The organism is Dactylosporangium sp. CA-152071, assembly GCF_050936335.1.
In the GTDB taxonomy this organism is placed as follows: domain Bacteria; phylum Actinomycetota; class Actinomycetes; order Mycobacteriales; family Micromonosporaceae; genus Dactylosporangium; species Dactylosporangium maewongense.
In genome coordinates this window covers 1,424,795-1,449,199 of record NZ_JBNJMZ010000001.1, presented here as the reverse complement: position 1 = coordinate 1,449,199, position 24,405 = coordinate 1,424,795, and the positions used below count along the sequence as shown (strand labels likewise).

Here is a 24,405-nt window from a genome sequence, read left to right as displayed (position 1 = left end):
GCCGCTGCCGGTGCCCCAGATAGGCGGCGTCATAGCCGCCGGCTTCACCATCGACGGGTTCTATGAGGATCGGCGGACCGAGGCGGACGGCAACCCTATTCGCCACTTCATGCCCAGCGTCTTCGTGATGCGCGCCCGCAAAGTCTGAACCGCGACCGCCGCCCAGGGCGCACGCAGGACACCCTTGCACCGAATACCCTGCTTCACTGCCCTTGGCATCCGGACATGCCGCTGACGGGCGCGTGCCGCCCAGCCGTTGCCCGTCACAGAAGGTAACCGCCTCGTCGAGATCAAGGCGCGCTGTCCTGGTCGTACCACCAGTAGATAAGAAGCCGATGAGCGAGCCCGGACTTGCCGGCGGCAGGGCGCGCGCCGCTGCCCCGGCGTCCAAGCCGGGGCAGCGATCGTTTCGAACCTCTCAGCGGTCGCCGGGGCGCTCGTGGCTGGTTGCGGCCTTCTTGGCGTCCGCTGCGTTCACCTTCGGCGGGAAGGCGTTCTTGGCGCACGCGAAGTACCAGACGGCGTGCACGAGCGTGTTCTTGAACTGGTGCAGCGAACGTAGCGCGTTGCCGCGGAGGCTGTTGGCCTGTTGTTGTGCGAGCGCTGGGTTCGCGGCGTACGTCTCCATCGTCGAGGCGGGCGGCTGCTTTGTGACGGTCGTGTACGTGTCGCAGTCCTCGTGGTAGCACGGGTCGAGCTGCTCGCCCAGTACGCCACCGTACTTGGCGACCTGCTCGGCGGTCTTGGGTGCCTCGGCCCCGGCGAACACGCCGCCCGCCGGAATGCCGCGGTTGATGAAGCCGACGTAGTCCGAGCGGCCGTCGAACGGGATCGGCTCGCTGACCATCCCGCGCTTGGCCCAGTAGCCGGTGAGCACCCGCTCGATCAGGCCGGAACCCTCGGGTCCGGCGTTCTCGGAGCCGAACGTCGAGCCGTCGCCGTCATAGACCAGCCGCGCGAAGTTCGGCGACGCGATCATGTCGGTGTCGAGCATCATGTCCGTTCGCGCGACCTCGCGGTCGGACAGGTGGGCCGCGTAATACTGCGAGCCGACCAGGCCGTCCTCCTCGCCACCGAACCACAGGAAGCGGATCTTGTTGCGCGGCGTGCCCACCTTGGCGAGCTGCTCGGCGAGCTCGAGCTGGAACGCCGTGCCTGACCCGTCGTCGTTGATGCCCGGACCCGCGGTCACCGAATCCAGATGGGCGCCGAGCAGCACCATGTGGTTCGCGTCCCCGCGCTTGGTCTCGGCCACCACGTTCGGATACAGCCTCTGCTCGTCGACACCGTTGGTCGCGAGGTCGACGGTCGGGTTCTGGCCCGCCTTGTACGCGTTGTAAAGCTCCTGACCGACGGCGAAGCTCGACGCCACCGCCGGCAGCGGGTAGTCGAACGGCGCCGCGCGGAACAGGGCGTTGCTGCGAGCCGCCGTGTCACCCTCGTTGAACAGGATCACCCCGATGGCGCCCGCCTGCACGGCGTTCTCCAGCTTAGAAGTGAACGAGCAGGTGCCCCGCTGGATCAGCGAGACGGCGCCGCTGGTGGCCGCGGGAAAATCCGACAGCTCACAGCCGGAGGTCGATCCGCCGGGGCTCGGGATCACGACGTCGTCGGTCGGGACGACCTTGACGTTCGTCAGCGCCTTGGTCGGCGTGTGCTCGAACGCGATGAAGTCGACCGACGGCGAGTCGTCGTCCCCGGCGCCGCCCGCGACATAGGCCCTGCCGGTCGGCGAGACCTGCCGAAGCGCGGGCGCCGCGTTCTCATGCCACTCCGGCATGTTGAACATCTCGTAGTGGACGTTGTAGCCGGCCCTCTCCAGCGTGGCCTTCACGTAGGCCGCCGACGCGGTGTAGCCGGGCGTCCGCGTGGCGCGCGTGCCACCGTTGCGGTCGGCGATGCGCTGCAGCGCCCGCTGATGATCGGTGATGCCATCCACCGTCACCAGCCGCTCCAGCCGTGACGAATCAACGTCCGGTGGCGCTGCGGCAGCCGGCGACGCGCCGACAAGCGCAACGATGATGACGGCCGCACCCACCAATCCGACCCGATGCATCTCGTCTCCCGCCTCTTACCCCTGGAAGGTCACCGTCCCATAGTCAAATATCGATCACAACCCTCATCTATGTGGCGACCCACCCCTGGCGGTTGCCTACGTAACCCCTCTCCGGCACCCGCGCCGTCATCGATTTGGACGCCGCGACGGTCGAGCCGCTCACGCTCGGCCGGTACGGGGGGATACGGGTGTCGGCACCGGCGGTCGACGATGGATGTCATGGAAGCCGAGCTTCGACCCACGTACGACGCGGACCCTGACATCTACGACCGGTACGAACGGGAGGCCGACGAGTACCTGGCCTCCCATGGCCTGCGCGTCGCCGCGGAAATGCTGCCCGCGGTCCGGGCGGCAATCGTCCGTGAGACCCGGCATGAGGCAGATTTCTCTGCCGGACGAGGCAGCGTGCCGGGCAACACGTCCCTGATGCGGATCTGCGTCGCGCAACTCTGGCACGGTGGCGCCGTCGAGGACGCCCTGTTGGTGTGCCGGGCCCGCCGGACCAGCATGGATGCGACCGGCGCCATCGACGGGGAGCTCATGCTGGGCGCCGGCGTTCTTCCGACGCGGTGGTACCTGGTGGCCCTGGGCACCGACGAGGCCAGCGAGGCGCTCCGCTACGTCAGCAGCCTGGCGGAGGGTTACGAGGCCGGCCGCTTCGCCGCCGACCTCGACGACTACTACCGCAACAGCTGACACCGGAACACCCGTCCCGGTTGAAGGCGCGTGGGGCCGCTGGCGTGCCATGCCCCACCGGGGGTTCAAATCCCCTCCGGTCCGACATCCTCATCTCCCGCTGACCGCGCTCGTCGGCGCGCGGTCTGTTGCGACACCGAGTGACTGGGGGCTCAGAGCCTTGTTGCTGGTCGTGTCGGATGCCGTGAGCGTGGCGGCGGTCGTTGCTGCGTTCTTGGCGTACCGTGCGCCAGTGGGTTTCTTCGGGACGTTCGTGCTGGCGCAGTCTGACCGTCTCCTCGCCGTCGAGGAGGCGACGCTCGGTTTCGGGTATCAGCATGAGCATCTGTACGAGCTCGGCGGTGGATGGCAGCTGCTGGAGACCCGGGGCATCGGGGACCCGCAGGACTTCGTTGCCGCCGGCGAACGGTTTGTCGCCGCCACCGGTGACGGCGTGCTCGCCGCATATGTGAACGCCGGTGACTGTATCGGCGTCCATGGGCGGACGTCCGAGGGTTGGACCACGTCGTTCCATCTGCCCGTTGACGAGGCTCCGTGCTCGTATCGGCATCGCCCTCAGGCGGCGGCGCGAACGAGGGAAGCCGTCGGCGCCGATCTTGAGCAGTGGGCCCGCAGCGCCGGGCTGACTCCTGTCCCGGAGCAGGTCCGGGCCATCGCGGCCTACGACTATCGCGGCAATTCCGGCTGGGGCCATGAGCTGCCGCTCGAACTGCTGCCGGCGCTCGGTCTGCCCGAGGCCGCCGAACCAAGCCCAACCTTCATCGACCTTGAGCAGCTGCCCTGGTGCGCAATCGTCGGTTCCAGTGGCCTGGCACGGCAGGCGTTGGGACGCAGGATCTACCGCGACAGCCGCAAGGCAGCGGACAGCGGAGTCTTCGGCCCGGAACAAGAATGGGAACGCGCCGCAATCGCGATCGAGGCCGACATCTGGGCCGCCAGGCATCGCCCGAACGTCGACACCACGACATTGCTAGAGCGCGCCGAGCGGCTTCTCGACGCCTGCCGAAACGACGAGAACGCAATGGTGTACCGCTGGCGCAGCTGAACTCCCTGCGGACGCCGACGCCGTTCCTGTCAAACGTCCCGCAGCGACGTACCGTTCGGTCGGACATCTCATCTGCGTCATGGTCCGAGGCCATCGGCTCCGGCGCCCGCAACATCACGTCAGCACGGCTCGGGAATCGGGCAATCTTGGCATCCGCTCATGCCGCGCTTGAGCGACCGCCAGGGAGGACGACGCGCTGTCGCCCGCGCGAAAGATTGAAGGTCAGGCAGTGCTGTCCGCCGCTGACGGATGACAGCAGCCCTTGCCGCAACACAGAATCGACGGGTGGCCATGACGTTGCAGGCGGTCCTGGAGATCCCCTTCAGGGCACCGGATCCTGTGCCGTGGCCCGTCGCCACCCGCGAACCCGGCGCCTGGCTCACCCTCGACGGCACCTGCGGCGACCTCGAGATCGGGCTGTTCGCCGCAGTCGTCGCCGGCTACAACAACATCCCGCCCGGCAAGCTGGCCACAGCGGAACACCTGATCGCGCCGGGCGGGCTGATCCTGACGGACCCCACCACCGTGATCACCCCAGGTTGCTGCTGCGGCCTGGAGGACTGGCGCGACTGGGCCCGCGCCCTCGTCGACAACGAACCACCATGGCTCGGCCACGACCCGACACCCACAATGTCGATCGGCGACCGGATCACCGTATGGCAGGACACCGGACCACCAGAGAACCACGCCCCGATCCTGTCCGGCCCGCACATCACCCTCACCCGCGCTCACCTCGCTGACCTGCTCCAAGGTGTCCACCGCGACCTGACCGCGTTCACCACCGCGCTCGCAGCCTGGGCCGAACGGCAGACCACCAACGGCCCAGCTCTCACCGCCACAATCGACGCCGCGTTTGCGTTCACCGCGCCGCTGCCTCCCAGCGCAATCTGACGCCGCGAGGGGCGGACGACTCAAGCTCTCGCGCACCGGTTCATCCAAGATCACACGCTCTGATCTGCCGATGAGTGAGCATCGATCATGTTCATTGGGTCGCGAACATGCAGGTGCTATGCATTCCATAAAGCTGGGTCGTCGCGGTGGTTCTTGGCGCCTTTGGCCAGCACCGTCCGCAACTGTGAGAGGTGTTCGGTGTCGGCTGGAAGGTGCAGGCGCTCCAGCAGCGTGAGCGCGTCCGCCGGTTGCAGGTCGCCGTAGAGCGCGTGGTAGCCGTCCAGCAGGCCGAGGAAGACCGCCGGGTGGAGTTCGGTGACGGTCGTGACGGCCTGGAAGATGTGGTGTTTGTGGGTCCAGCGGATCGTGCCGGAGTCTTCCAGCACGTGACGGGCACGGTGGTGCAGCGGACCGTGGGCCAGTTCAGGCAGGCGACCGTTCGTGGCGAGACGGCGTACGTCGTCGCCTAGCAACGCGGCGAATGCGGCCTCTGCGGTCCTGCCGAGGAACCAGTACGTTCGTAGGGACAGCCGCAGGTGCTCGATCGGATCGGCTACTTCCAGACGGGTTCGACAGCCGGCCCAGAAGGCGTCGATGACCGCTGGGTCGTCGTGGTCGTGGACGTAGCCGTTCAAGAAGATCATCACCTGGAACGAACCCGTCAGGTCCAGCAGGCCCAGCGCGGTGTGAACACGCTGTACACCACTTGATTCGTCGTCCTCCAGGATGCCGTACGCGCACGCGAACGCCACGTCGTCGTTCGACATCTCCGTCACGCCGGGCGGCTCACGGTCCAGCCACCGACCGGGGCCGAGCGGTGTTATCCCTGCCCCGGCAAGCCATTGCAGGGCCAGGTCCGCATCCGAGGTACGCACTCCGCGGAGTGTGCACACGTCCAAGCCAGATGTCCATGGAATACACGGCAAGGCCAACATCCACATCTGCCGCGGACAGCGCGTTCGCGATGGTTGTGCTCAGTGCTGTCGCCGCTGTCGGCGGCCCTGGGTGTTGGCGTTCTGGGTGAGGTCGGCGCGTAGCTGGGTGCGGGTGCGCATCAAGATCCGTCCGAGCATGTTCTTGCCGGTGCCACTGCGGCCGCGTCCCCAGTAGTGGTCGGTGCTGGTGTCCTCGACGATCTCCTCGTCGCCGGTGTCCAACAGGATGGCGCGGATGTCGGCGTGGGCGGTGAACTTGGCCGTCACGGCCCGCCGCATCACGTCGTCTTTGACCCGTTCCCAGTCGCGGCGCAGCGGCCGATACCGGTCGCGGCCCAGCTCGGCGGCCCGCAACGGGGTCGCCGTCCGCCGGATGAGTTCGGCGTGGCGGGTACCGGCGAACTTCTGGGCCTGGAAATAGTGCTCGGAGGTCGTCCACCAGTGGCCGTCGAGGTCAAAGCCGTGGCCGGAGAAGTTGGAGAAGCAGCCGTACGGAACCTCGTCGGCACCATAGAAGTAGATCGTCATCTGGGCCTCGGAGCGGGGGGCGGGGATCTGCACCGTGTCACAGGCATCGACAGAGCGGCAACCGAGTTCGCTGGCCACCATCCGGATCTAAGCGGGTTGACAGAGGTTCTGCGCGTAACCAGGCGTGGGTGGGTCGCCAGGGGCGAAGACGACACGGCCTTGCCGGTTGTTGATGATTGGTGAAGAACCAGACACCACCACAACGAACCGGCAAGGTCGTGTCCATTATGCGCCCTGTCTGTGTATCCGCCGAGGTCTCCAGCAGCGCCCGGGCCCAGATCATGCACCTGCTGCACGGCCGGTGGCGTACCGCCACCCGCCTGATCATGGTCGTGCTGTCCACCGCCGGCATGTCCCCGGCCCAAATCGCCGACCTGCTGGACTACCACCCCGCCACCGTGCGCCGCTGGCTGCACCGCTACACCATCGACGGCATCCCCGGCCTACCCGACCGGCCCCGACCCGGACGGCCCCGCCTCGGCGGCCCAGCCCTCACCGCACGCATCACCACACTGCTCGCCAAGCCCGGGCCGTGGACCATCCAGCGAATCCGGCAGCAGCTGGGCAGACCCCAGGTCAGCCTGCACACCCTGTGGCGACGCACCCGCACGGTGGCCCAGTGGCGACGACCCCGCCTCGTCCCCAAAGGCGACCCCGACCACGACCGCGTTGTGGCGGGCATCCGCCGCCGCATCGCCCGGCTCCCGGCCGGATCGGTCGTCCTCGCCGCGGACGAGGCCCACCTCGACCTGCTCCCCACAGTGCGGGCCACCTGGACCCTGCACAGACGCCGCCACCGGGTCATGACACCGGGCAAGAACCGGCGCGCCACCATCTTCGGCGCCCTCGATCTGGCCACCGGCGCCTGGTGGTCGCTCTGGGCCCGCCGCAGCGCCGCCGGTTTCACCACCATGCTGCAACTGCTGCTGACCGCCTACCCCACCGCCCCAGCAGTGGCGGTCATCTGCGACAACGACAACATCCACCACGCCGCGAGGGTGCAGCAGTGGGTCAGCGACCACCCGCGGCTGCGGTTGTTGTACGGGGCTACGTACAGTCCGCATGACAATCCGGTGGAACGCGTCTGGGCTGCGCTCAAAGCGCAGTTGGCCAACACCGCGGTCACCTGGACCGAACGCATCCACCAAGCCCGCGTGTTCTTCCGGCGACGAACACCACAGCAGATGCTGACCACCGCCGCCGCATGGACCTCACCGTGGCTGCCCCGCAGTTACGCGCAGAACTTCAGGGAATCCGCTTAGCCGCGATCCGCTTGCTGACACCCGCCACGCTCGGCGGTCCGGTCATCGAGCGCATGCCGAGGTGACCCCCACCTCGGCGCACGGCTCCCCGTCTGCCCGATCCAGCAGCGCTGCGACGTCGACGACCTGGTCCTGCCGCGCAACCGATCGACCACGGCTGCGAGGAAACACGTCGCAGGATGACGCGGCGCGACAACAGCCCCAGCAGATAGCGGCGCACTTGCCGACGCCGCTCCAGCCGCCCGAACGCCGCGGTGCCGGGCCTTCTCGGGGCAGGCCTGGGGCCGGGGCTTGTCAGCCGTACGTCGGATGCTGCGGCCAGCCGTCGGGCGAGTCCTCCCAATCCTCCTGCCGCCCGTACACGCTGAGGTCTCGCACGTTGTTGGTGAACAGCAGCCGGTCGACGCCCCGCTGGGTGGTGCTGTAGGTGCGGTGGACAACGTCGCCGTCGCGGACGAACATCGACAGCATGAAGTAGTCCGCGCCGCAGTCCTTGGCGAAGGTCGTGCCGCGGGACGAGACGAACGGCATCGTCCAGCCCATCTTGGCCTTGTACCCTTCGATCTGCGCCAGCGGCATGTTCGAGATCGTTGCCCAGCTGATGCCGGCGTCGGCGAGCATCGCCTGGCCATGCTCGGGCACGTTGTTCGTGAACGCGGTGCACCCAGAGCAGAAGTCGTCCGCGCCGATATCCATGAACTGGTACACAGCCAGCTCCGGCCGCCCGTCGAACAGGTCGACCAGCGTTCGTGGCCCGGACGGCGTGTCGAACGTGTAGTCGCCCATGCGGACCATCGGCAGCCGCCGTCGCTGCGCGGCGACCCTGTCGGTGAGCCGGGTCGCCTCCTTCTCGGCCGTGAGCAGCTCCGCGCGCGCCCGGTCCCACTCCTCGACCGTTACCACCTGTGGCTTCTCCATACGCCCGATCATGCCGCGTTCCGGCCTGGCTCGCAGTACAGACGTCCCGGCCCGCCCCCACAGGGTGTACGTCGCGCAGGCGAGCGGCTCAGACGCTGCCGTACGTGGCGTTCGGGCCCCAGTGCGGCATGGCCGGTGGGTCGGAGTGTGCAGCGCGGTGCAACGGACCTCGTGGATGATGCTGTCCATGGACACAGGAGCCCGCCGCGCCGTTGTTGCGGCACTGATGCGGCTGGCCGGCAGCAGCGGCTACCGCGACCGAGCGGACGCCGGCGCGGCTTTGGCGAACTTCGCAGAGATGCCTGAGGCCGCGCGGCCGCTACAGCAGCTCCTGCCCGACGCCTCCGACACGTTCGTCACTCTAGTGACCGCCGACGCCCTGCTGCGGCGTAAGGATTCGGTCGGTCTGGCCCTGGTGGTGCGCGCGCTGGCGGACGCCGACGACCAGCACGCCCAATGGATCCACAGTGCCGTGCGGAACCGCGGCATCCGCTCATAGCCGCTGAGAGGCGCTCGGCGGTGGGTCGAAGGGCGTTGCCGACGGTTACTGGCTCTCAGTCAGCGGAGCGCTGCGACGGCTTCTACCTCGACGAGTTGGTCGGGGTAGCCGAGGACCGCAACCCCGAGCAGGGTGCTGGGCGCGTCGTGGTCGGCGAAGTGCCGGCGGACCACGTTCCATGCCGTGACGAGGTCGGTGCGGTCATGGGTGGCGACGTAGACGGTCGTCTTGACCACGTCGGTGAGGGTGGCGTCGGCGGCCGCCAACGCCGTGCGAAGGTTCGCCATCACCTGTTCGGCCTGCCCGGCCACGTCGCCGACGGCGACGGTCGCGCCGGCCTCGTCGAGCGGGCAGGCGCCGGCGGTGAACACCAGCCGCCGGACGTCGGAGGCCACCGCGGCGTAGGCGTACGGAGCCTGGTCGGTCAGCTGGGGCGCGCGGATCAGTTCGATGGAGCCGGGTACGGTCACGGACGCATCGTCGCAAACTCGCTCGGCAGTGACGAACGAAATCCGGTCACCCATGATCCCCGGCCGCCCACGATCGCCGGGCGTCCGGATCTGGCCGCGATCCGTGCGCTGTCAGTGTGCGGTCGGCTTGTCCGTCCGTCGCAGTCTCGGGAGGGCCTCGACGGCGCCTGTCGTGCCGGCCGCGACCTCGTCCAGCAACTCGTCGGCCCGGCCGTACCGGACCAGCATGCCGGTCAGCCGGTAGCCGACGGACGCGTCGGCGGCGTGTTCGCGCAGTGTCTGCAGAGCCTCGTCGACCCGGTCGTGCTCCTCCAGCATGGTGGCGAGCTGCTGGAGGCAGTGCACATCGCCGCCGGCGGCGCGGTCGCGGAGCACCTGCATCGCCTCCTCGACGCGGCCGCGCGACTTCAGCATGCCGGCCAACCAGCGGGCGTCGGACGTGCTGGTGGCGGCGCGGTCGCGGAGCACCTGCAGCGCCTCGTCGACCCGGCCGTGCTCCGTCAGCATGCTGACGAGGCGGCGGACGGCCCCCTCGTCGCCGGCGGCGGCGCGGTCGCGGAGCAGTTGCAGCGCCTCCTCGATGTGGCCCTGCCCGGCAAGGTCAGCGGCCAGTTGGTGGGCGTGCGCGGCTTCGGCGATGCCGGGCGGCAGCTCGAACGGTACATCGACGGCTCGGCGGAACTCGGCGGCCATGTCGATCATCTCAGAGAAGGACCGGATCGCGCCGGGTTCGGAGAGGACCCGTGCCGCCTGGGCATGGCAGCCGTGCTCTACCAGCAGCTCGGCGAGCTGCTGGTAGGCGTACGGGTCCCCGGCGGAGTATTCGCGCAGCACCTGCAGCGCCTCGTCGAGGCGGCTGTACTCGGCCAGCAGGGCGGTCAGGCGGCGGACCCCGTACCGGTCGCCGCCGTCGGCGAGCTCGCGCAGGACCTGCACGGCCTCGTCGACGCGACCGCAGTGGACCAGCATGTCGGTCAGGAAGTGGGCGACGATCGTGTTGCCCGCGGCGTGGTCCCGCAGGATCTGCAGACCTTCGTCGGCGCCGGCGCCGGCGCCGTGCTGGATCAGCGTGGCGGCCAGGGGTACGGCGGCGAGCAGGCCGTCGGTGGCCAGCGCGCCGCGGTAGAAGGTGATGGCGTGCTCCGGCCGGCCCCGGCGCCCGGCGTTGCCGGCGAGGCCGAGGCTGTCGCGCGGGTCGCGGTGGGTGAGGAGCGCGTTCCACACGAGGTCGGGCAGCGCGGCGGTGCGGCGGGTGCGCTGGGCGTGCTGGTGGAGGTAGTCGGCGGGCAGGTAGCCGGCGACCGCCCCCATGCCGGCCGGCACGGGCGTGAGGCAGGCGGCGGCGCCGTGGACGGTGCCGGTGGCGTACGCCAGGGCGCGGTCGAGCCAGTCGGCGGGGGCGGTCGCCTGCTGGGCTGCGGTGAGGTAGGCGGGTGCGGCGGCCTCGAGGTAGGCGCGGGTGGCGGGTTGCTGGGCGCCGACGCGGCGGGCGTCGAGCGCGGCGGTGATGACGGCCCTGCCGTAGCAGTCGGCGGCGGGGGCGTGCTCCCAGCGGTGGATGAGGGCCGGGCCGGCGGCGAGGACCTGGGTGAAGCCGGCGTCGGTGGTGTCGAGGGCGATCCGGATGCGCGGGTCGGTGCCGGCGAGCGCCTCGCCGTGGCGGCGTTCGGCCCGGCTGAACGTCTCGGGCACCTGGATCAGCCGGGCCAGGCCGAGCAGCTCGCGGTCGTTGGCGTACAGGTCCTGCTGGTCGGTGCAGGTCCGGGCGGTGCGCACCGTGTACTCCTCCGGCCACAGCGTCGCGACCACGACGGTGCCGGCGGTGACGAGCTGCCGCAGGGTGCCGGCCGGCAGCGCGGCGGGACGGTTGAGGTAGCGCTGCAGCTCGTCCAGCCACAGCACCGTCCGCGGCGTCGGCGCCTGGGCGTGGCCGGCGATCGCGGCGGCGTCGGCCGGGTGCAGCAGCCACCACTCGGGCAGGGTGGCGAGGACCGCCTCGTGCAGGGCCCGGGTCTTGCCGACCGACGAACCACCGAGGAGCAGCACGAATCCGCCCTCCGCAGCGGCCTCGGCAAGCGCGGACCGCAGGTCGGCGTCGACGTCCCGCGGCACGTACGGCGGCAGCTCCCGGACGGTGCCGGACACCTGGATCGCGGCGTGGACGCCGAGCAGCCGCGGCCGGGTCAGCCGGACCCGGACCGCGCCGGCCGGCTGCGGCTGACCGGCCGTGGCCACCCGTTCCCACACGGTCAGCCACGGCCGCCGCGCCGCGTCGTCGTGCAGGCCGCACGCGAGCAGGAAGGTGACCACGGTGTCGCGGGTCGGCGTCGACCTGGCGTTGAGCAGGTCGCTCACCGTCGCGGCCGGCAGGGATCGCGGCCGCGCCGCCCTGCGCAGGTCGGCGTACGAGCGGCCGGCACGCAACCGGCCGCACGCCTCGGCGAAGTCCGCGAGGGACTGCACCGACGCGAGATCGAGCCCGCCGCCGTCGCGGGCGGCGGGAAGCTGGTCGTCGGTCATCTGGGCGCCCTCCCCGGGTGTTCGGCGACCCCGCCGAACACTCCCGGACCACCGTAGAACGCCACCGCATCGGCCGCGAACGCCGAGGGCAACCGGACCGGAGACCCTGGGAGGGGTTCGGCTTCCTTCGCGCCCGGTGCCGAACCCCGCACCGGGGCGGTTCCTTGGAACCGTCAACGCGGGACACCACCGACCACCGGGAGCCACCGATGTCCACCGAACCGAACCCGTCCTGGCGCGAGAAGCTCACCCTCGCGGCCGTCCGCGGCGCCGTCGCAGGCGCGACCCGGGCGATCGTCACCTGGTTGCTGGAGCGCTGATCCGGCACCGACACCGCGAGGTACCGTTGGTCCACGATGGACACGATCCCGGCGCCGTGCCGCGGCGTCCGGCACGGCTGATGACGTGCGCAGCGTCGAACTGCTCCCCGATGACCGGCTGGACGCGCACGTGCGCGCGCTGTGGAGGCGGCTGCGGGAGGCCGGGCTGCCGAGCCTGGCCCGGCACCCGCACCCGACGAACCGGCCCCACCTCACGGTGCTGACCGCGTCCGCGATCACCGATGCGCCGGAGCTGCCGCTGCCGGTGGCGGCGGAGCTCGGAGCGGTCAGGTTGCTCGGCCGGGCACTGGTGCTCGGGGTGACGCCGACGGACGAGCTCCGGGCGATCCACGCGGAGTGCTGGTCGGCCCTCGCGGCCGCGGAGCCGTGGCCCGGGGCCGGGGGAGTGGGTGCCGCACGTGAGCCTGGCGCTGAACGTGCCGCCGCCCCAACGGGAAACCGCCCTGGCGGTGCTCGGCGACGTCGCGCCGGCCCATGGGCGGTTCGTCGCGGCGCGCAGCTACGACACGCGGAGCCGGACCGTCACCGACCTTCCCTGACCGTCCGGCGGCGCAGGGCGAGGAGGGTCGTGGCGGCGAGCACGGCGGTGACGGCGAACCCGGCCGGGTAGCCGGTCGCGGTGGCCAGGAGGCCGAAGCCGGCCGCCCCGGCGCCGAGGCCCCCGTCGTAGGCGACGCTCCACACGGCGGTGACGGCGCCGTACCGCGAGGGCGGTGCCGCGTCCAGCATCACGGCAAGACTCGCGGTCTGCAGGGCGCCGAACCCCGCACCGAAGACGACGGCGGCGGCCAGGACGGCCACCGGATGCGCGGCGACGGCGAGCGCGGCGAAGCCGGTGGTGGCGGCCAGCATCGCGGGCGTCAGGAGTCGCCGCGGGCCGTGCCGGTCGCCGGCCCTGCCCGCCCACCAGCGGGTGACGGTGGCGGTGAGCGCCTGCAGCAGCAGGGCCGTCGCGACGACACCGGCGCCGGCGTGCGGCAGCGCCGCGGGCAGGAACGTCGCGACGATGCCCGCGAGCGTGCAGGCGCCGCCGAAGACGATGGCCGGGCGGGTCAGGACCGGCTCGCGCAGGGCGCGCATGATGCCGTCCGTGGCGCGGCCGTCTGCGCCGAGCTGCGAAGGCGCGGAGGCCCCGGCCTGGTCGACATCGATGTGGCTGTCGGGGCCGGTCGGCGAGGGCAGGCGGCGGGTCGCCCCGTCCGTGCCGGGCAGCAGCGGCAGCGCGAGCAGGGCGGTGAGGGCGAGGACCGCGCCGGTGGCGTACGCGGTGGGAAAGCCCGCGTGCGCGGCGAGCCACAGCCCGGCGGGCATCCCGACCACGGCCGGCACCCCGGAGACGACACCGACCAGGCCGAGCCCCTCACCGCGGCGGTCCGGTGGGAGCAGCTGCGCCGACCAGGCGCCGCACGCCACGAAAATCGTCGCCGCGCCGATGCCGCGCAGCGCGCACACGGCGAGGACCGCCCCGAAGGCGGTGGTGACGGTGAGGCCGAGCGCCGGCAGGCCCAGCAGCAGCAGCCCGGCGGCGATCACGGCGCGGTACCCGAACCGGGCCACCACCCGCGGCAGCGCCAGCTCCGCGGCCACCGTCGAGGCCATGAGCACGCCGGTGGTCAGCCCGGCGGCGGCCCCGCCGGCACCGGACGCGGCCATGGCCGCGGGGACGACCGGCAGCAGCGCGTAGAAGGCGGTCAGGCCGAGCAGGTCAACGGTGGACACCAGCAGCAGCGACCGGCTGAGCAGCCGTGGCCGGGGATCGGTGTGCGTCGTCATGCATCGACCGTAGAAGCCGAACGGTTCGCTCAACAGTGCCGAAGACCCGGCGGCAAATCAGGACCAATTGTCGACGTGGCCGTCGGCTCCGGCACCTGACCCGGTCACGGCGACCCGCGATGTCACGGTGGCGGCGCCGCGGGACGCGGCGTGGTCACGGCCCAGAGGCGGACGTCGTGCAGGCCGGTGGCGGCGGTCAGGTACCGGCCCGAGGCGCTGAACCGCACCACACACACCGCCGAGCCGCGCCGGCGGAACCGGTCGGGTGGGAGCGCGAGGATCGATCCCGTCTGCCTGCCGGTCGCCGCGTCCCAGGCGGACATCGTGCCCTCGTCGTCGCCGGTGACGAAGACGGTGCCGCCCGGCTCGAACGCGACGTCCCAGACCGGCGCGTACGCCCCGGCGACCGTCACGTCCCGGACGACCTGCCAGGTGTCGGTCTCCCACAGCACGACGCGGCCGTTGGTGGTCGAGCCGGCGAGGTACGTCCCGTCGCCGGAGAACGCGACGGCGCAGTACGAGAAGACGGTGTTGTGCCGGAGCCGGTTGACCTGCTTGCCGGTGGCGGGGTCCCACAGCCCGATGTCGCCGGCCCCGGCGGTGGCCAGCAGCGAGCTGTCGGGTGTGAACGCGACGGACCCTGTCGCGGCGCCGAACTTGCTCAGCAGGTGGTGCAGATGCCCGGTCCGAGCCTTCCAGAGCCGCACCGTGGTGCTGCCGTCGGCGGCGGCGAGCAGCTGGCCGTCCGGGGAGTACGCCATCTGCCGGATCAGCTGCTGGTCGCCGTTCAGCTCGGTGACCACCCTGCCGGTGTCGACGTCGAGGAGCCGGATCTTCGGGTGGCCGGCGGCGGTGGCGAGCACCGCACCGTCGGGGGCGAAGGCCAGCGTGCTGGAGCCGAGCCGGCCCGGGACGCTGCGGGTGGCGCGCTTGAGCAGGGGGACGCGCATGCCCGGCAGGCGGCGCAGCTCCCGGCCGGTCGAGGCGTTCCACAGCAGCACCTCGCCGCTCGTGCCGTTGGTCGCGACGAGCCGTTCGTCGCCGGAGACGTCGACACACCACAGCCGGTTGCCCGGGGACGAGGTGTCCCTGAGCGTCCGGGCGGCCTGGAGCCGGTGGTGCCACGCGACGCCGGCCGGCGCCGTCGCGTCCCGCGCGGCCGGGGGCGGGGTCACCCGGACCTGTGCCCGGGCCCGGACGGCGGGCGTCGGTTCAGCCCCAACGCCAACGGTGCCTGCCCCCGGCGCGGCGGCGGGCGCCGTGCGGGGCACCACCACCGGCGGAGTCTGCGGCGGCGGCGGAGTCTGTGGCGGCGGGGCGGTCCGCACGCTGCCCTCCGCGACGGCCAGCTGCGGTTGGTCGCTGACGACCGGCTCGACCCGCAGCGCGCGGTGCAGCAGGGTCGCCACGAGCGGAGTGCGGCACGCGCCACCGACCAGCAGCAGCCCGGCCACCTCCGACTGGCCCACGCCGGCGTGGCGCAGCGCCGACTGTGTCACGGCGACCGTGCGCTGCAGGTGCGGCAGGGCGGCCCGCTCGAACTCCTCGCGGGTGATGTGCAGCGTCGTCGCGGCCAGCGGGACGTACAGGTCGGCGCTGGAACGGCGGGACAGCTGCTCCTTCGCGGCGCGGGCCGCCGTCCGCAGCTCCCGCGCCGCGCGGCGGTCCTCCTCGCCGGCCGGCCACTCGAGGCGCCCCCACGCCGCCTCGTGCCCGCCCGTGAGCGCCCGGGCGTGCATGACGACCGCCTGGTCGAGATCCAGGCCACCGACGTCCTCCAGGCCGTCGACCGCGACCACGGTGAAGCCGCCGTCGCCGTCGGCACGCACGATGCTCAGGTCGAACGTGCCGGCGCCGAGATCGAAGACGATGAGGCAGCGGCCTCGCGGGACGTCGCGGCCGAGGATGTCGGTGAAGTACGCGGCGGCGGCCACCGGTTCGGCGAGCAGCCGTGCCCCGGCCAGGCCGGCCTGCTCGGCGGCGGCGCGCAGCGTGGCCTTGCGGGTCGGGCCCCACGTCGCGGGGTGCGTGAGCGTCGGCACCAGCGGCTCACCCGACGCGGCCTCGACGGCCTGCTCGTGAACCCGGCGCAGCACCGCCGCGATCAGCTCGGTCACGGGCCGGGACTCCTCGCCGAGCCACACCGTCTGCTCGTCGATGCGCCGCTTCGGGTTCGGCTCCAGCGCGCCCGGGTGGGCGATCGCGGCCCGCTCCGCCTCGTCGCCGACCAGCAGCCCGTGCTCGGCCGAGGCGAGCACGGCCGAGCCGAGCAGCGGCGAGCCGTCGAAGAGCAGCGGCCGGACCTGACCGCCCGCGGTGGCGATGACCGCTGCCGTCGTCGTCGTGCCGAAGTCGATGCCCAGGCGGACCATCGGCCCAGGATACGGATCACGCGCTTGCCCCTCACGTGGCGTCATGGCGGATAGTCGGTGCCGTGGAAGCGCAGTTGAGCGTCGGGCGGGTGGCCGAGCTGGCCGGAGTGTCCGTCCGGACGCTGCATCACTACGACGAGATCGGCCTCGTGCGGCCGTCCTCACGGACCGCGGCGGGGCACCGGGCCTACTCGGCGGGCGACGTCGTGCGGTTGCGGGAGGTGCTGGCGTACCGGCGGCTGGGCTTCGGCCTGCGCGAGATCGCGGACCTGGTCGACGACCCGGCCACCGACGCGGTCGCGCACCTGCGCCGGCTGCGCGGCCTGCTGCTCGACCAGCGCGACCGCGCCGCCGCCATGGTGGTGGCCATCGACAAGGAACTGGAGGCCCGGGAAATGGGGATCAGCACACCGCCGGAGGAGCAGCTGCAGGCGTTCGGCGCACGGTTGTACGACGCCATCGGGTCCGCGTACCCGGCGACCCGGCGCACCGAGCCGCGCATCGCCGCCCGGATCTGGGCGGCGCTCGGCGACGCGCGGACGGTCCTGAACGTCGGGGCCGGCACCGGCTCCTACGAGCCGCCGGACCGCGACGTCACGGCGGTGGAGCCGTCGGCGGTCATGCGGGCGCAACGTCCCGCGGGCGCGGCGCCGTGCGTGGCCGCGGTCGCCGGGCGCCTGCCCTTCGCGGACCAGTCGTTCGACGCGGCGATGGCGGTCAGCACCGTGCACCACTGGCCCGACCCGGTCGCGGGGCTGCGGGAGATGCGGCGGGTGGCCCGTCGCGTGGTGGTGCTGACGTACGACGCCGACAGCACCGACTGGCAGCAACGGTTCTGGCTCGTCCGCGACTACCTGCCGGAGTTCGCGGAGCTGCTCGTCGGCTGGCCTTCCGTGGCCGACATGACCCGCGCGATCGGGGGCCGCGAGGAGCCGGTGCCGATCCCGTGGGACTGCGCCGACGGCTTCTTCGAGGCCTACTGGCGCCGGCCCGAGGCGTACCTCGACGAGCACGTGCGCCGCGCGGTGTCGGTCTGGACCAGGGTGGGGCAGCACGCCGAGCGGCGGGCCGTCGGCAGCCTCCACGACGACCTCACCTCGGGCCGGTGGGCCGAACGCAACCCCGGGCTCGCCGACCTCGACGCCGCGGAGCTCGGCCTCCGCCTGCTCGTCGCCTGAGCCTTCGGGTCCTGTCAGGAAGCGCCGGTGTGCGCCGCGTCCAGGTGCTTGCGTCTCGGCGGGCGCGCCGCGCCGGCCTCCCGGTCCTCCAGGGAGTCGACGAGGCGGGTCAGGAGCGCTTCCAGGAGGTCGTGGTCGCCGTCGGCCGCGGGCAGCGCCGCCATGCTGGCCTCGACCCGCTGGCTGACGCGCTGGTGCAGCCGCCGGCCCCGGGGCGTGAGGTGGGCGCGGATGCGGCGCCGGTCGATCTCGTCGATCCGCCGGTACACCAGGTTCTCCTCCACGAGGTGGTCGAGGAGCTTGGTGAGCGTGGCCGGCGGGAGGAAGGCGTGCTCGGCGATCTCGGTCATGTGATGGCCGGCGCCGTCGGAGAGCAGGGTGATGACCCGCCAGGCCTCCGGCGTGCAGCCCTCGGTGTCGAGGATTGCGGCGAGGCGCCGGCCCAGCAGCCGCTCGGCCCGCGTCAGCAGCCGGATCAGGTCCTGGGGCTGAGGCGTGCGCGAGATCGTCATGCCACTCCTACGGCCGGTGAGCAGTGTCATGCTACAGAACGGCCGCATCCGTGGGAACGCTCTGGAGATCATGCGCGGCACCGGGAAGCATGACGCTATGTCTCGGTCTGACCGGCTGGTCCCCGGTCCGGTGCTGCCGGATCCGTTGCCGCGCGGGCATTCCGAGCTGCTGCGTGTGAGCGGCGAGACGCTGGACGTGGCGCTGGTCGTGCCGATGCGGGGGCCGGCCGGGATCTTCGGGCCGAGCTGTGAGCTGTGCGCGGAGCTGGCCGTCGAGGAGGTCAACCGGGCCGGCGGCGTGCTGGGGCGCGAGCTGCGCCTGGTGCCGGTCGACGGCGGTGCCGCGCCGGAGCGGGTGGCCGCCGAGGTCGAGGCGCTGGTGGCGGTCGGGGCGGTGCACGGCGTCACCGGGTGGCACATCTCGTCGGTGCGGCAGGCGGTGGCGCCGCGGATCGCGGGGCGCGTGCCGTACGTCTACACGGCGCTGTACGAGGGCGGCGAACGCACCGATGGAGTGTTCCTGACCAGCGAGACGCCCGACCAGCAGCTGTACCCGGCGATGCGGACCCTCGCCCGGGAGCGCGGGCTGCGGCGCTGGTTCGTCGTCGGCAACGACTACGTCTGGCCGAGACGCACCGCGCGGGCGGCACGGCGGTACGCGGCGCAGTGCGGCGCACGCATCTGCGGCGAGGTGTACGTGCCGCTGGGCACGCACGACTTCGCCGACGTGCTGCGCCGCGTCGAGCACGCCGAGGCCGACGCGGTCCTGATGCTGCTGGTCGGCAACGACGCCGTGCGGTTCAACCGGGCGTTCGCCCGGTACGGCCTGGATCAGCGGTGCCTGCGGCTGAGCACGCTGATGGACGAGAACATGCTGCTGGGCAGCGGCGCGGCGGCGACCCGCGGGCTGTTCAGCACCGCGGGGTTCTTCGCGTCGCTGGTGACCGCGGAGAACCTGGACTTCCACGGCAAGTACGCGCGCCGGTTCGGGGTCGACGCCCCGCCGCTGGGCAGCCTGGGCGAGTCCTGTTACGAGGGGGTGCTGCTGCTCGCGGCGCTGATCGAACGGGCTCAGTCACTCGATGTCCGTGCCATTGACGCCAGTGCCGGGACGGTTTCTTACGAGGGGCCGCGCGGGCTGCTGCGGATGCGGGGCCGGCACATGCGCCAGCGTATATACCTTGCCGAGGCCCGGGGGCTCGAGTTCGACGTGGTGACCCAGCTGTAGGACGGCTCTTGACAGTGTGCGCCGTCGACATCGAAGATGCTTCCTGCGTGAAGCATCTTCGGGACTTGCGCACGTCGTAGTCCTTCCAGATGCTGGTCTGCCCTCGCCCGCGTGACGCTCCGCCGCGGTGGGGGCTCATTGTCGTGTCCCATTCTGCCGGCCTGTTGGCCGGCTATTTTTTTCACGGCCGCAAACCCGTTCGCCGGGAGTGCAGAAACGGTGAATTAAGGGCTGGGAAACGTCGCAGAAATCAATCTCGATGACGCTGACCGCACACCAGCACCTGGACGCATGGCGCCGCCCGGCCACGAGCCGAGGCCGCTGAATGTTCAGTCACGACGATTGCGTGCGCCACCACCGAATGCCGATATTCGTGCTCCCGTGGGGAGCAAGGAGGTTTCATGTCCAGGTTCCGCGGCCGCCGCGTGGCGGCGTGTGCAGCGATGCTCGCAGCGGCATTGACGCTCGCCGCATGTGGCAGCAAGACCGGCGAGAAGGCGGCCGGCCCCGGCGCGGCCGCCGACACCTCGGGTGACACCGTCAAGGTGGGCCTGCTCAACTCGCTGTCCGGCACCATGGCCATCAGTGAGGTCACGGTCCGCGACTCGCTGAAGCTCGCCGTCGAGGAGATCAACGCCGCCGGTGGCGTGCTCGGCAAGAAGATCCAGCCGGTCAGCGAGGACGGCGCCTCCGACTGGCCGACCTTCGCCGAGAAGGCCGAGAAGCTCATCCAGCAGGACAAGGTCGCCGCCGTGTTCGGCTGCTGGACCTCGGCCAGCCGCAAGGCGGTCAAGCCGGTCTTCGAGAAGAACAAGGCGCTGCTGTTCTACCCGGTGCAGTACGAGGGGCTCGAGCAGTCGCCGTACATCTTCTACACCGGCGCCACCACCAACCAGCAGATCGTGCCCGGCCTGGACTACCTGAAGTCGCAGGGCAAGACCTCGATCTACCTGGTCGGCAGCGACTACGTGTTCCCGCGGACCGCCAACAAGATCATCAAGGCGTACGCGGCGGCCAACGGGATGACCGTCCTCGGCGAGGACTACGCGCCGCTCGGCTCCACCGAGTTCGGCACGATCGTCAACAAGGTCAAGGCGTCCAAGGCGGCGGCGGTGTTCAACACCCTCAACGGCGACAGCAACGTGGCCTTCTTCAAGGAGTACAAGTCGGCCGGCCTGACCGCCGCGTCGATGCCGGTCGTGTCCGTGTCGATCGCCGAGGAGGAGGTCAAGAGCATCGGCACCCAGTACCTCGACGGCCAGCTCACCGCGTGGAACTACTACCAGACCACGACGGGCGCCGCGAACGACAAGTTCGTCAAGGCGTACAAGGCCAAGTACGGCGCGGACAAGCCGACGTCCGACCCGATGGAGGCCGCGTACACCTCGGTCTACCTGTGGAAGGCCATGGTCGAGAAGGCCGGCACCTTCGACGTGGAGAAGGTCAAGGCCGCCTCCGACGGCATCACGTTCGACGCCCCCGAAGGCAAGGTGACCGTCGACGGCGCCACCCAGCACATCTACAAGACGGCCCGCATCGGCAAGGTCGGCGCCGACGGCCTGATCACCGAGGTGTGGAACTCCGGACAGCCCGTCAAGCCCGACCCGTACCTCAAGGGCTACCCCTGGGCGACCGGCCTGTCCTGACCTCCCGGCCCGGTGGCGCAGGACGGCCCGTCCTGCGCCACCCCCGCCCGCATCCGAACGGACGTTTCCGATGGTCATCGTCAGTCAACTGTTCACCGGCGTCAGCATCGGTGCTGTGCTGCTGCTCATCGCGCTCGGCCTGGCCCTCACCTTCGGCCAGATGAACGTCATCAACATGGCCCACGGCGAGTTCATCATGACCGGCGCCTACACCGTGTTCGTGCTGCAGCAGGTCATCACCGTCGCCGGCCTCTCGCTGCTCGTGGCGCTGCCGGTCGCGTTTCTCATCGCCGGGGCGATGGGCGTGCTGCTGGAGTTCCTGCTCATCCGCCGGCTCTACGCCCGCCCGCTGGACACGCTGCTGGTCACCTGGGGCGTCTCGCTGATCCTGCAGCAGGCGGCCAGGGACATCTTCGGCGCCCCCAACGTGCAGACCCGCGCCCCCGACCTGCTCACCGGTAACGTCAAGATCGTCGGCGACCTGGTGCTGGCGAACAACCGCCTGTTCATCCTCGCCCTCGCACTGCTCGCCGTCGCGGCGCTGACGTTGGTCATGCGGTACACCTCCCTGGGCCGGCGGATCCGCGCGGTGGTGCAGAACCGTGACCTCGCCGCGGTCTCCGGCATCCCGACCGGCCGGGTCGACCGGCTCACCTTCTTCATCGGCTCCGGCCTCGCCGGGGTCGCCGGGGTCGCGCTCACCCTGCTCGGGCCGATCGGCCCGACCATGGGCACCAACATCATCATCGACGCGTTCCTCGTCGTGGTGGTCGGCGGCATCGCCCAGCTCAAGGGCACCGTCATCGTCGCCTTCGTGCTCGGCATCCTGCAGTCCACAGTGGAGTACTCGACCACGGTGAGCGTGGCGAAGGTCGTGGTCTTCATCGCCATCGTGGCGTTCCTGCAGTGGCGGCCCCAGGGGCTGTTCACCCTACGCACCCGGAGCCTGACTTGAACCGCCTTCTTGCGCGCGGCGCGTCCCTGCGGGTGGGCGCCGGGTTCGCCGCCGGCGCGGTGCTGCTGTTCGCCGTCGCCCCGTTCGCGCTCTCCGACTTCCGGCTCGGCCTGCTGGCCAAGTACCTGTGCCTGGCGATGGTCGCGATCGGCATCGGGCTGGCCTGGGGGCGCGGCGGGCTGCTCACCCTCGGCCAGGGCGTGTTCTTCGGCCTCGGCGGCTACGCGATGGCGATGCACCTCAAGCTCGCCGACGCCGGTCCGGGCAACATGCCGGACTTCATGGAGCTGTACGGGCAGCTGGACGAGCTGCCGTGGTGGTGGCGACCGTTCGCCAGCCCGTACTTCGCCCTCCCGGCCGCCGTGCTCCTGCCGATGGCGGTGGCATTCCTGCTCGGCTCGCTCGTCTTCCGCCGCCGGGTGCGCGGCGCCTACTTCGCGATCCTGTCGCAGGCGCTCGCGGCCGCCATGGCGATCTTCCTCATCGGCCAGCAGGGCACCACCGGCGGCACCAACGGGCTCACCGACTTCCAGGGCTTCTTCGGCTACGACCTGGACGACCCGGTCAACCAGCGGATGGTGTACTTCATCATCGCCGGCGTCCTGTTGCTGCTGCTGCTCGCGGTCCGCCAGCTCATGCACAGCCGCTACGGCGAGCTGCTGGTCGCGGTGCGCGACGCCGAGGAGCGGGTCCGCTTCCTCGGCTACGACCCCGCCAACGTCAAGCTCGTCGCCTTCGTCACCGCCGCGGGCATGGCGGGCCTCGCCGGGGCGCTGTTCGTGCCGGCGGTCGGCATCATCAACCCGGCGCTGATCGGCATCGTGCCGTCGATCGAGTTCGTCATCGGCGTCGCCGTCGGCGGCCGGGCGACGCTGCTCGGCCCGGTGCTCGGCGCGGTCGCCGTGGCGTGGGCGAAGACCACGCTGTCGGAGCAGTTCCCGGCCGCCTGGACCTACCTGCAGGGGCTGCTGTTCGTGCTCGTCGTCGCGTTCCTGCCGGGCGGGCTGGCGTCGCTGGTCCGGATGGCGCGCGCCCGGCGCCGTACCGCGGAAAGCCCACCCGGCACCGCGGAAAGTCCACCCGGCCGGACAGCGTCCACGGCCGGTGCCGCACAGGAGGTGGCCGCATGAGTGACGAGCTGGCAGGGCTACGGATCCGGGACCTGCGGGTGGTCTTCGACGGGTTCCCCGCCGTCGACGGCGTCAGCCTCGACGTGCGCCCCGGCGACATCCGCTTCCTCATCGGACCCAACGGCGCCGGCAAGACCACCCTCGTCGACGCCGTCACCGGCCTCGTCAAGGCGACCGGATCCGTGTGCTTCGGCGAACAGGAACTGCTCGGGCGGCCGGTGCACCGCATCGCCCGGCTCGGCGTCGGGCGCACCTTCCAGACCGCGACGGTCTTCGAGGAGCTGACCGTCCTGCAGAACCTGGACATCGCCGCCGGCGCCGGCCGCGGCGCGCTCACCCTGCTGCGCCGCCGCCGCGGTGTGCCGGAATCGGTGGCGCGGGCCCTGGAGACGATCGGGCTGACCGCGCAGCGCGACCGGCTCGCCGGCACCCTCGCGCACGGGCAGAAGCAGTGGCTGGAGATCGGCATGCTGCTCGTCCAGGACGTGCAGCTGCTGCTGCTCGACGAGCCGGTCGCCGGCATGAGCCAGGACGAGCGGGACGCCACCGGCGAGCTGCTCGGCGTGGTCGCCCGGGACCGGACAGTCGTGGTGATCGAGCACGACATGGACTTCCTTCGCCGGTACGCCCGCACCGTCACCGTCATGCACGTCGGCAAGGTGCTCTCCGAGGGCACGGTGGCCGAGGTGCAGGCCGACCCGAAGGTCCAGGAGGTCTACCTGGGACACGCCGCCGAGCCCGCCGTCCAGGAGGCCTGATGCTCCAGTTCGACAACGTCCACGTCGGGTACGGGCGCAGCGTCGTCCTGCACGGGATATCCGCCGACGTGCCGGCCGGCGGCGTCGCCGCGGTGCTCGGCCACAACGGCGCCGGCAAGAGCACCCTGCTGCGCGCCGCCATCGGGCTGCTCAAACCCCGGCAGGGGACGATCCGCCTGGACGGCGAGGACATCACCGGTCTCGCGCCGCACCAGCGGGTCGCCCGCGGCATGGCGTACGTGCCGCAGGGCCAGCAGTCCTTCCCGCACCTGACCACCGCCGAGAATCTCCAGCTGGTCGCGGACGGCCGCCCCGGCGGCAAGGAGGCGACGGCCGAGGCCCTCGACCTGTTCCCCGCGCTGACGGGACTGCTCGGCCGCCGCGCCGGGCTGCTGTCCGGCGGGCAGCGCCAGCAGCTCGCCATCGCCCGGGCGCTGATCACCAGGCCGCGCGTGCTGCTGCTGGACGAGCCGACCGAAGGCATCCAACCGACCGTCGTGGCGGAGATCGAGCAGACGATCCTGGCCGTGGCCGGCCGTGGCGGCGTGTCGGTGCTCCTCGTTGAGCAGCACGTCGGCTTTGCGCTCGCGGCGGCCGGGCGGTACTACGTTCTGGAGGCCGGCCGGGTCACCTCGTCCGGTCAGGGCGGCGAGGACGCCCGGACCGCGGTCCGGCAGGCGCTGTCCGTATGA

At 71.4% G+C, this 24,405-nt stretch carries 22 protein-coding genes; 13 read left to right on the top strand and 9 right to left on the bottom strand.

Going from position 1 to position 24,405, the window contains the following annotated elements; all coding sequences use genetic code 11:
• Positions 1 to 418: 418 nt before the first annotated feature.
• Complete coding sequence (locus tag ACQEVZ_RS06020; RefSeq protein WP_433362380.1) at positions 419 to 1,945, bottom strand: M28 family metallopeptidase; 1,527 nt, start codon at positions 1,943 to 1,945, stop codon at positions 419 to 421.
• 330 nt (positions 1,946 to 2,275) lie between these two features.
• Between ACQEVZ_RS06020 and ACQEVZ_RS06015 the strand changes: the two genes are divergently transcribed.
• The 3 genes from ACQEVZ_RS06015 (at position 2,276) to ACQEVZ_RS06005 (ending at position 4,688) form a co-directional block, all read left to right on the top strand.
• Positions 2,276 to 2,752 (top strand): hypothetical protein, encoded by a 477-nt coding sequence (locus ACQEVZ_RS06015; RefSeq protein WP_433362377.1) that lies wholly within the window; start codon positions 2,276 to 2,278, stop codon positions 2,750 to 2,752.
• A gap of 232 nt (positions 2,753 to 2,984) precedes the next feature.
• Complete coding sequence (locus tag ACQEVZ_RS06010) at positions 2,985 to 3,797, top strand: hypothetical protein (RefSeq protein ID WP_433362374.1); 813 nt, start codon at positions 2,985 to 2,987, stop codon at positions 3,795 to 3,797.
• A gap of 285 nt (positions 3,798 to 4,082) precedes the next feature.
• Positions 4,083 to 4,688, top strand: a complete 606-nt coding sequence (locus ACQEVZ_RS06005) for a hypothetical protein (RefSeq protein WP_433362371.1) — start codon at positions 4,083 to 4,085, stop codon at positions 4,686 to 4,688.
• A 116-nt stretch (positions 4,689 to 4,804) separates the two neighbouring features.
• On the opposite strand, the gene ACQEVZ_RS06000 is transcribed toward ACQEVZ_RS06005, so the two are convergent.
• The gene (locus ACQEVZ_RS06000; RefSeq protein ID WP_433362368.1) at positions 4,805 to 5,563 is read right to left on the bottom strand and encodes a hypothetical protein; all 759 of its coding nucleotides are present in this window, start codon (positions 5,561 to 5,563) and stop codon (positions 4,805 to 4,807) included.
• A 99-nt stretch (positions 5,564 to 5,662) separates the two neighbouring features.
• Positions 5,663 to 6,151, bottom strand: coding sequence for an NADAR family protein (locus ACQEVZ_RS05995; protein WP_433362365.1), 489 nt, complete (start codon positions 6,149 to 6,151; stop codon positions 5,663 to 5,665).
• Positions 6,152 to 6,378: 227 nt separating this feature from the next.
• Here ACQEVZ_RS05995 and ACQEVZ_RS05990 point away from each other — a divergent pair, with 227 nt between their 5' ends.
• Positions 6,379 to 7,413: an IS630 family transposase gene (locus ACQEVZ_RS05990; protein ID WP_433362362.1), complete on the top strand. Its 1,035-nt coding sequence runs from the start codon at positions 6,379 to 6,381 to the stop codon at positions 7,411 to 7,413.
• Positions 7,414 to 7,707: 294 nt separating this feature from the next.
• Here ACQEVZ_RS05990 and ACQEVZ_RS05985 read toward each other — a convergent pair whose 3' ends face one another.
• The gene (locus ACQEVZ_RS05985; RefSeq protein ID WP_433362359.1) at positions 7,708 to 8,331 is read right to left on the bottom strand and encodes a DUF899 family protein; all 624 of its coding nucleotides are present in this window, start codon (positions 8,329 to 8,331) and stop codon (positions 7,708 to 7,710) included.
• A 175-nt stretch (positions 8,332 to 8,506) separates the two neighbouring features.
• On the opposite strand from ACQEVZ_RS05985, the gene ACQEVZ_RS05980 reads away from it, so the two are divergent.
• Entirely contained in the window at positions 8,507 to 8,830 is a 324-nt protein-coding gene (locus tag ACQEVZ_RS05980; RefSeq protein WP_433362356.1) for a hypothetical protein, read from the top strand.
• A gap of 59 nt (positions 8,831 to 8,889) precedes the next feature.
• On the opposite strand, the gene ACQEVZ_RS05975 is transcribed toward ACQEVZ_RS05980, so the two are convergent.
• Complete coding sequence (locus ACQEVZ_RS05975; protein ID WP_433376637.1) at positions 8,890 to 9,282, bottom strand: RidA family protein; 393 nt, start codon at positions 9,280 to 9,282, stop codon at positions 8,890 to 8,892.
• A 129-nt stretch (positions 9,283 to 9,411) separates the two neighbouring features.
• Positions 9,412 to 11,820 carry a hypothetical protein gene (locus tag ACQEVZ_RS05970; protein ID WP_433362353.1) on the bottom strand — a complete coding sequence of 803 codons (2,409 nt, stop codon included), beginning with the start codon at positions 11,818 to 11,820 and terminating at the stop codon, positions 9,412 to 9,414.
• Between the two features lie 739 nt (positions 11,821 to 12,559).
• On the opposite strand from ACQEVZ_RS05970, the gene ACQEVZ_RS05965 reads away from it, so the two are divergent.
• A complete protein-coding gene (locus ACQEVZ_RS05965; RefSeq protein WP_433362350.1) occupies positions 12,560 to 12,700 on the top strand; it encodes a hypothetical protein in 141 nt (46 codons plus the stop codon).
• Here the strand turns inward: ACQEVZ_RS05965 and ACQEVZ_RS05960 are convergent.
• Positions 12,684 to 13,934 (bottom strand): MFS transporter, encoded by a 1,251-nt coding sequence (locus tag ACQEVZ_RS05960; RefSeq protein WP_433362347.1) that lies wholly within the window; start codon positions 13,932 to 13,934, stop codon positions 12,684 to 12,686. The genes ACQEVZ_RS05965 and ACQEVZ_RS05960 overlap by 17 nt on opposite strands.
• A gap of 122 nt (positions 13,935 to 14,056) precedes the next feature.
• A complete protein-coding gene (locus ACQEVZ_RS05955) occupies positions 14,057 to 16,306 on the bottom strand; it encodes an Hsp70 family protein (RefSeq protein ID WP_433362344.1) in 2,250 nt (749 codons plus the stop codon).
• A gap of 62 nt (positions 16,307 to 16,368) precedes the next feature.
• Between ACQEVZ_RS05955 and ACQEVZ_RS05950 the strand changes: the two genes are divergently transcribed.
• Entirely contained in the window at positions 16,369 to 17,484 is a 1,116-nt protein-coding gene (locus tag ACQEVZ_RS05950; RefSeq protein WP_433362341.1) for a MerR family transcriptional regulator, read from the top strand.
• A gap of 14 nt (positions 17,485 to 17,498) precedes the next feature.
• Here ACQEVZ_RS05950 and ACQEVZ_RS05945 read toward each other — a convergent pair whose 3' ends face one another.
• On the bottom strand, positions 17,499 to 17,996 hold the full coding sequence (locus tag ACQEVZ_RS05945) for a MarR family winged helix-turn-helix transcriptional regulator (RefSeq protein WP_433362338.1): 498 nt from the start codon (positions 17,994 to 17,996) through the stop codon (positions 17,499 to 17,501).
• Between the two features lie 97 nt (positions 17,997 to 18,093).
• Here ACQEVZ_RS05945 and ACQEVZ_RS05940 point away from each other — a divergent pair, with 97 nt between their 5' ends.
• From ACQEVZ_RS05940 to urtE, 6 genes are all read left to right on the top strand, one after another.
• On the top strand, positions 18,094 to 19,224 hold the full coding sequence (locus ACQEVZ_RS05940; protein WP_433362335.1) for a substrate-binding domain-containing protein: 1,131 nt from the start codon (positions 18,094 to 18,096) through the stop codon (positions 19,222 to 19,224).
• A 401-nt stretch (positions 19,225 to 19,625) separates the two neighbouring features.
• Positions 19,626 to 20,870 carry an urea ABC transporter substrate-binding protein gene (gene urtA, locus ACQEVZ_RS05935; RefSeq protein WP_344505891.1) on the top strand — a complete coding sequence of 415 codons (1,245 nt, stop codon included), beginning with the start codon at positions 19,626 to 19,628 and terminating at the stop codon, positions 20,868 to 20,870.
• A 70-nt stretch (positions 20,871 to 20,940) separates the two neighbouring features.
• On the top strand, positions 20,941 to 21,825 hold the full coding sequence (urtB, locus tag ACQEVZ_RS05930) for an urea ABC transporter permease subunit UrtB (protein ID WP_344505890.1): 885 nt from the start codon (positions 20,941 to 20,943) through the stop codon (positions 21,823 to 21,825).
• Complete coding sequence (urtC, locus tag ACQEVZ_RS05925) at positions 21,822 to 22,955, top strand: urea ABC transporter permease subunit UrtC (protein WP_344505889.1); 1,134 nt, start codon at positions 21,822 to 21,824, stop codon at positions 22,953 to 22,955. Before urtB ends, urtC begins: the two co-directional genes overlap by 4 nt.
• The gene (urtD, locus tag ACQEVZ_RS05920; protein WP_433362330.1) at positions 22,952 to 23,713 is read left to right on the top strand and encodes an urea ABC transporter ATP-binding protein UrtD; all 762 of its coding nucleotides are present in this window, start codon (positions 22,952 to 22,954) and stop codon (positions 23,711 to 23,713) included. Before urtC ends, urtD begins: the two co-directional genes overlap by 4 nt.
• Positions 23,713 to 24,405, top strand: coding sequence for an urea ABC transporter ATP-binding subunit UrtE (gene urtE / locus ACQEVZ_RS05915; protein ID WP_344505887.1), 693 nt, complete (start codon positions 23,713 to 23,715; stop codon positions 24,403 to 24,405). The genes urtD and urtE overlap by 1 nt, the downstream gene beginning before the upstream one ends.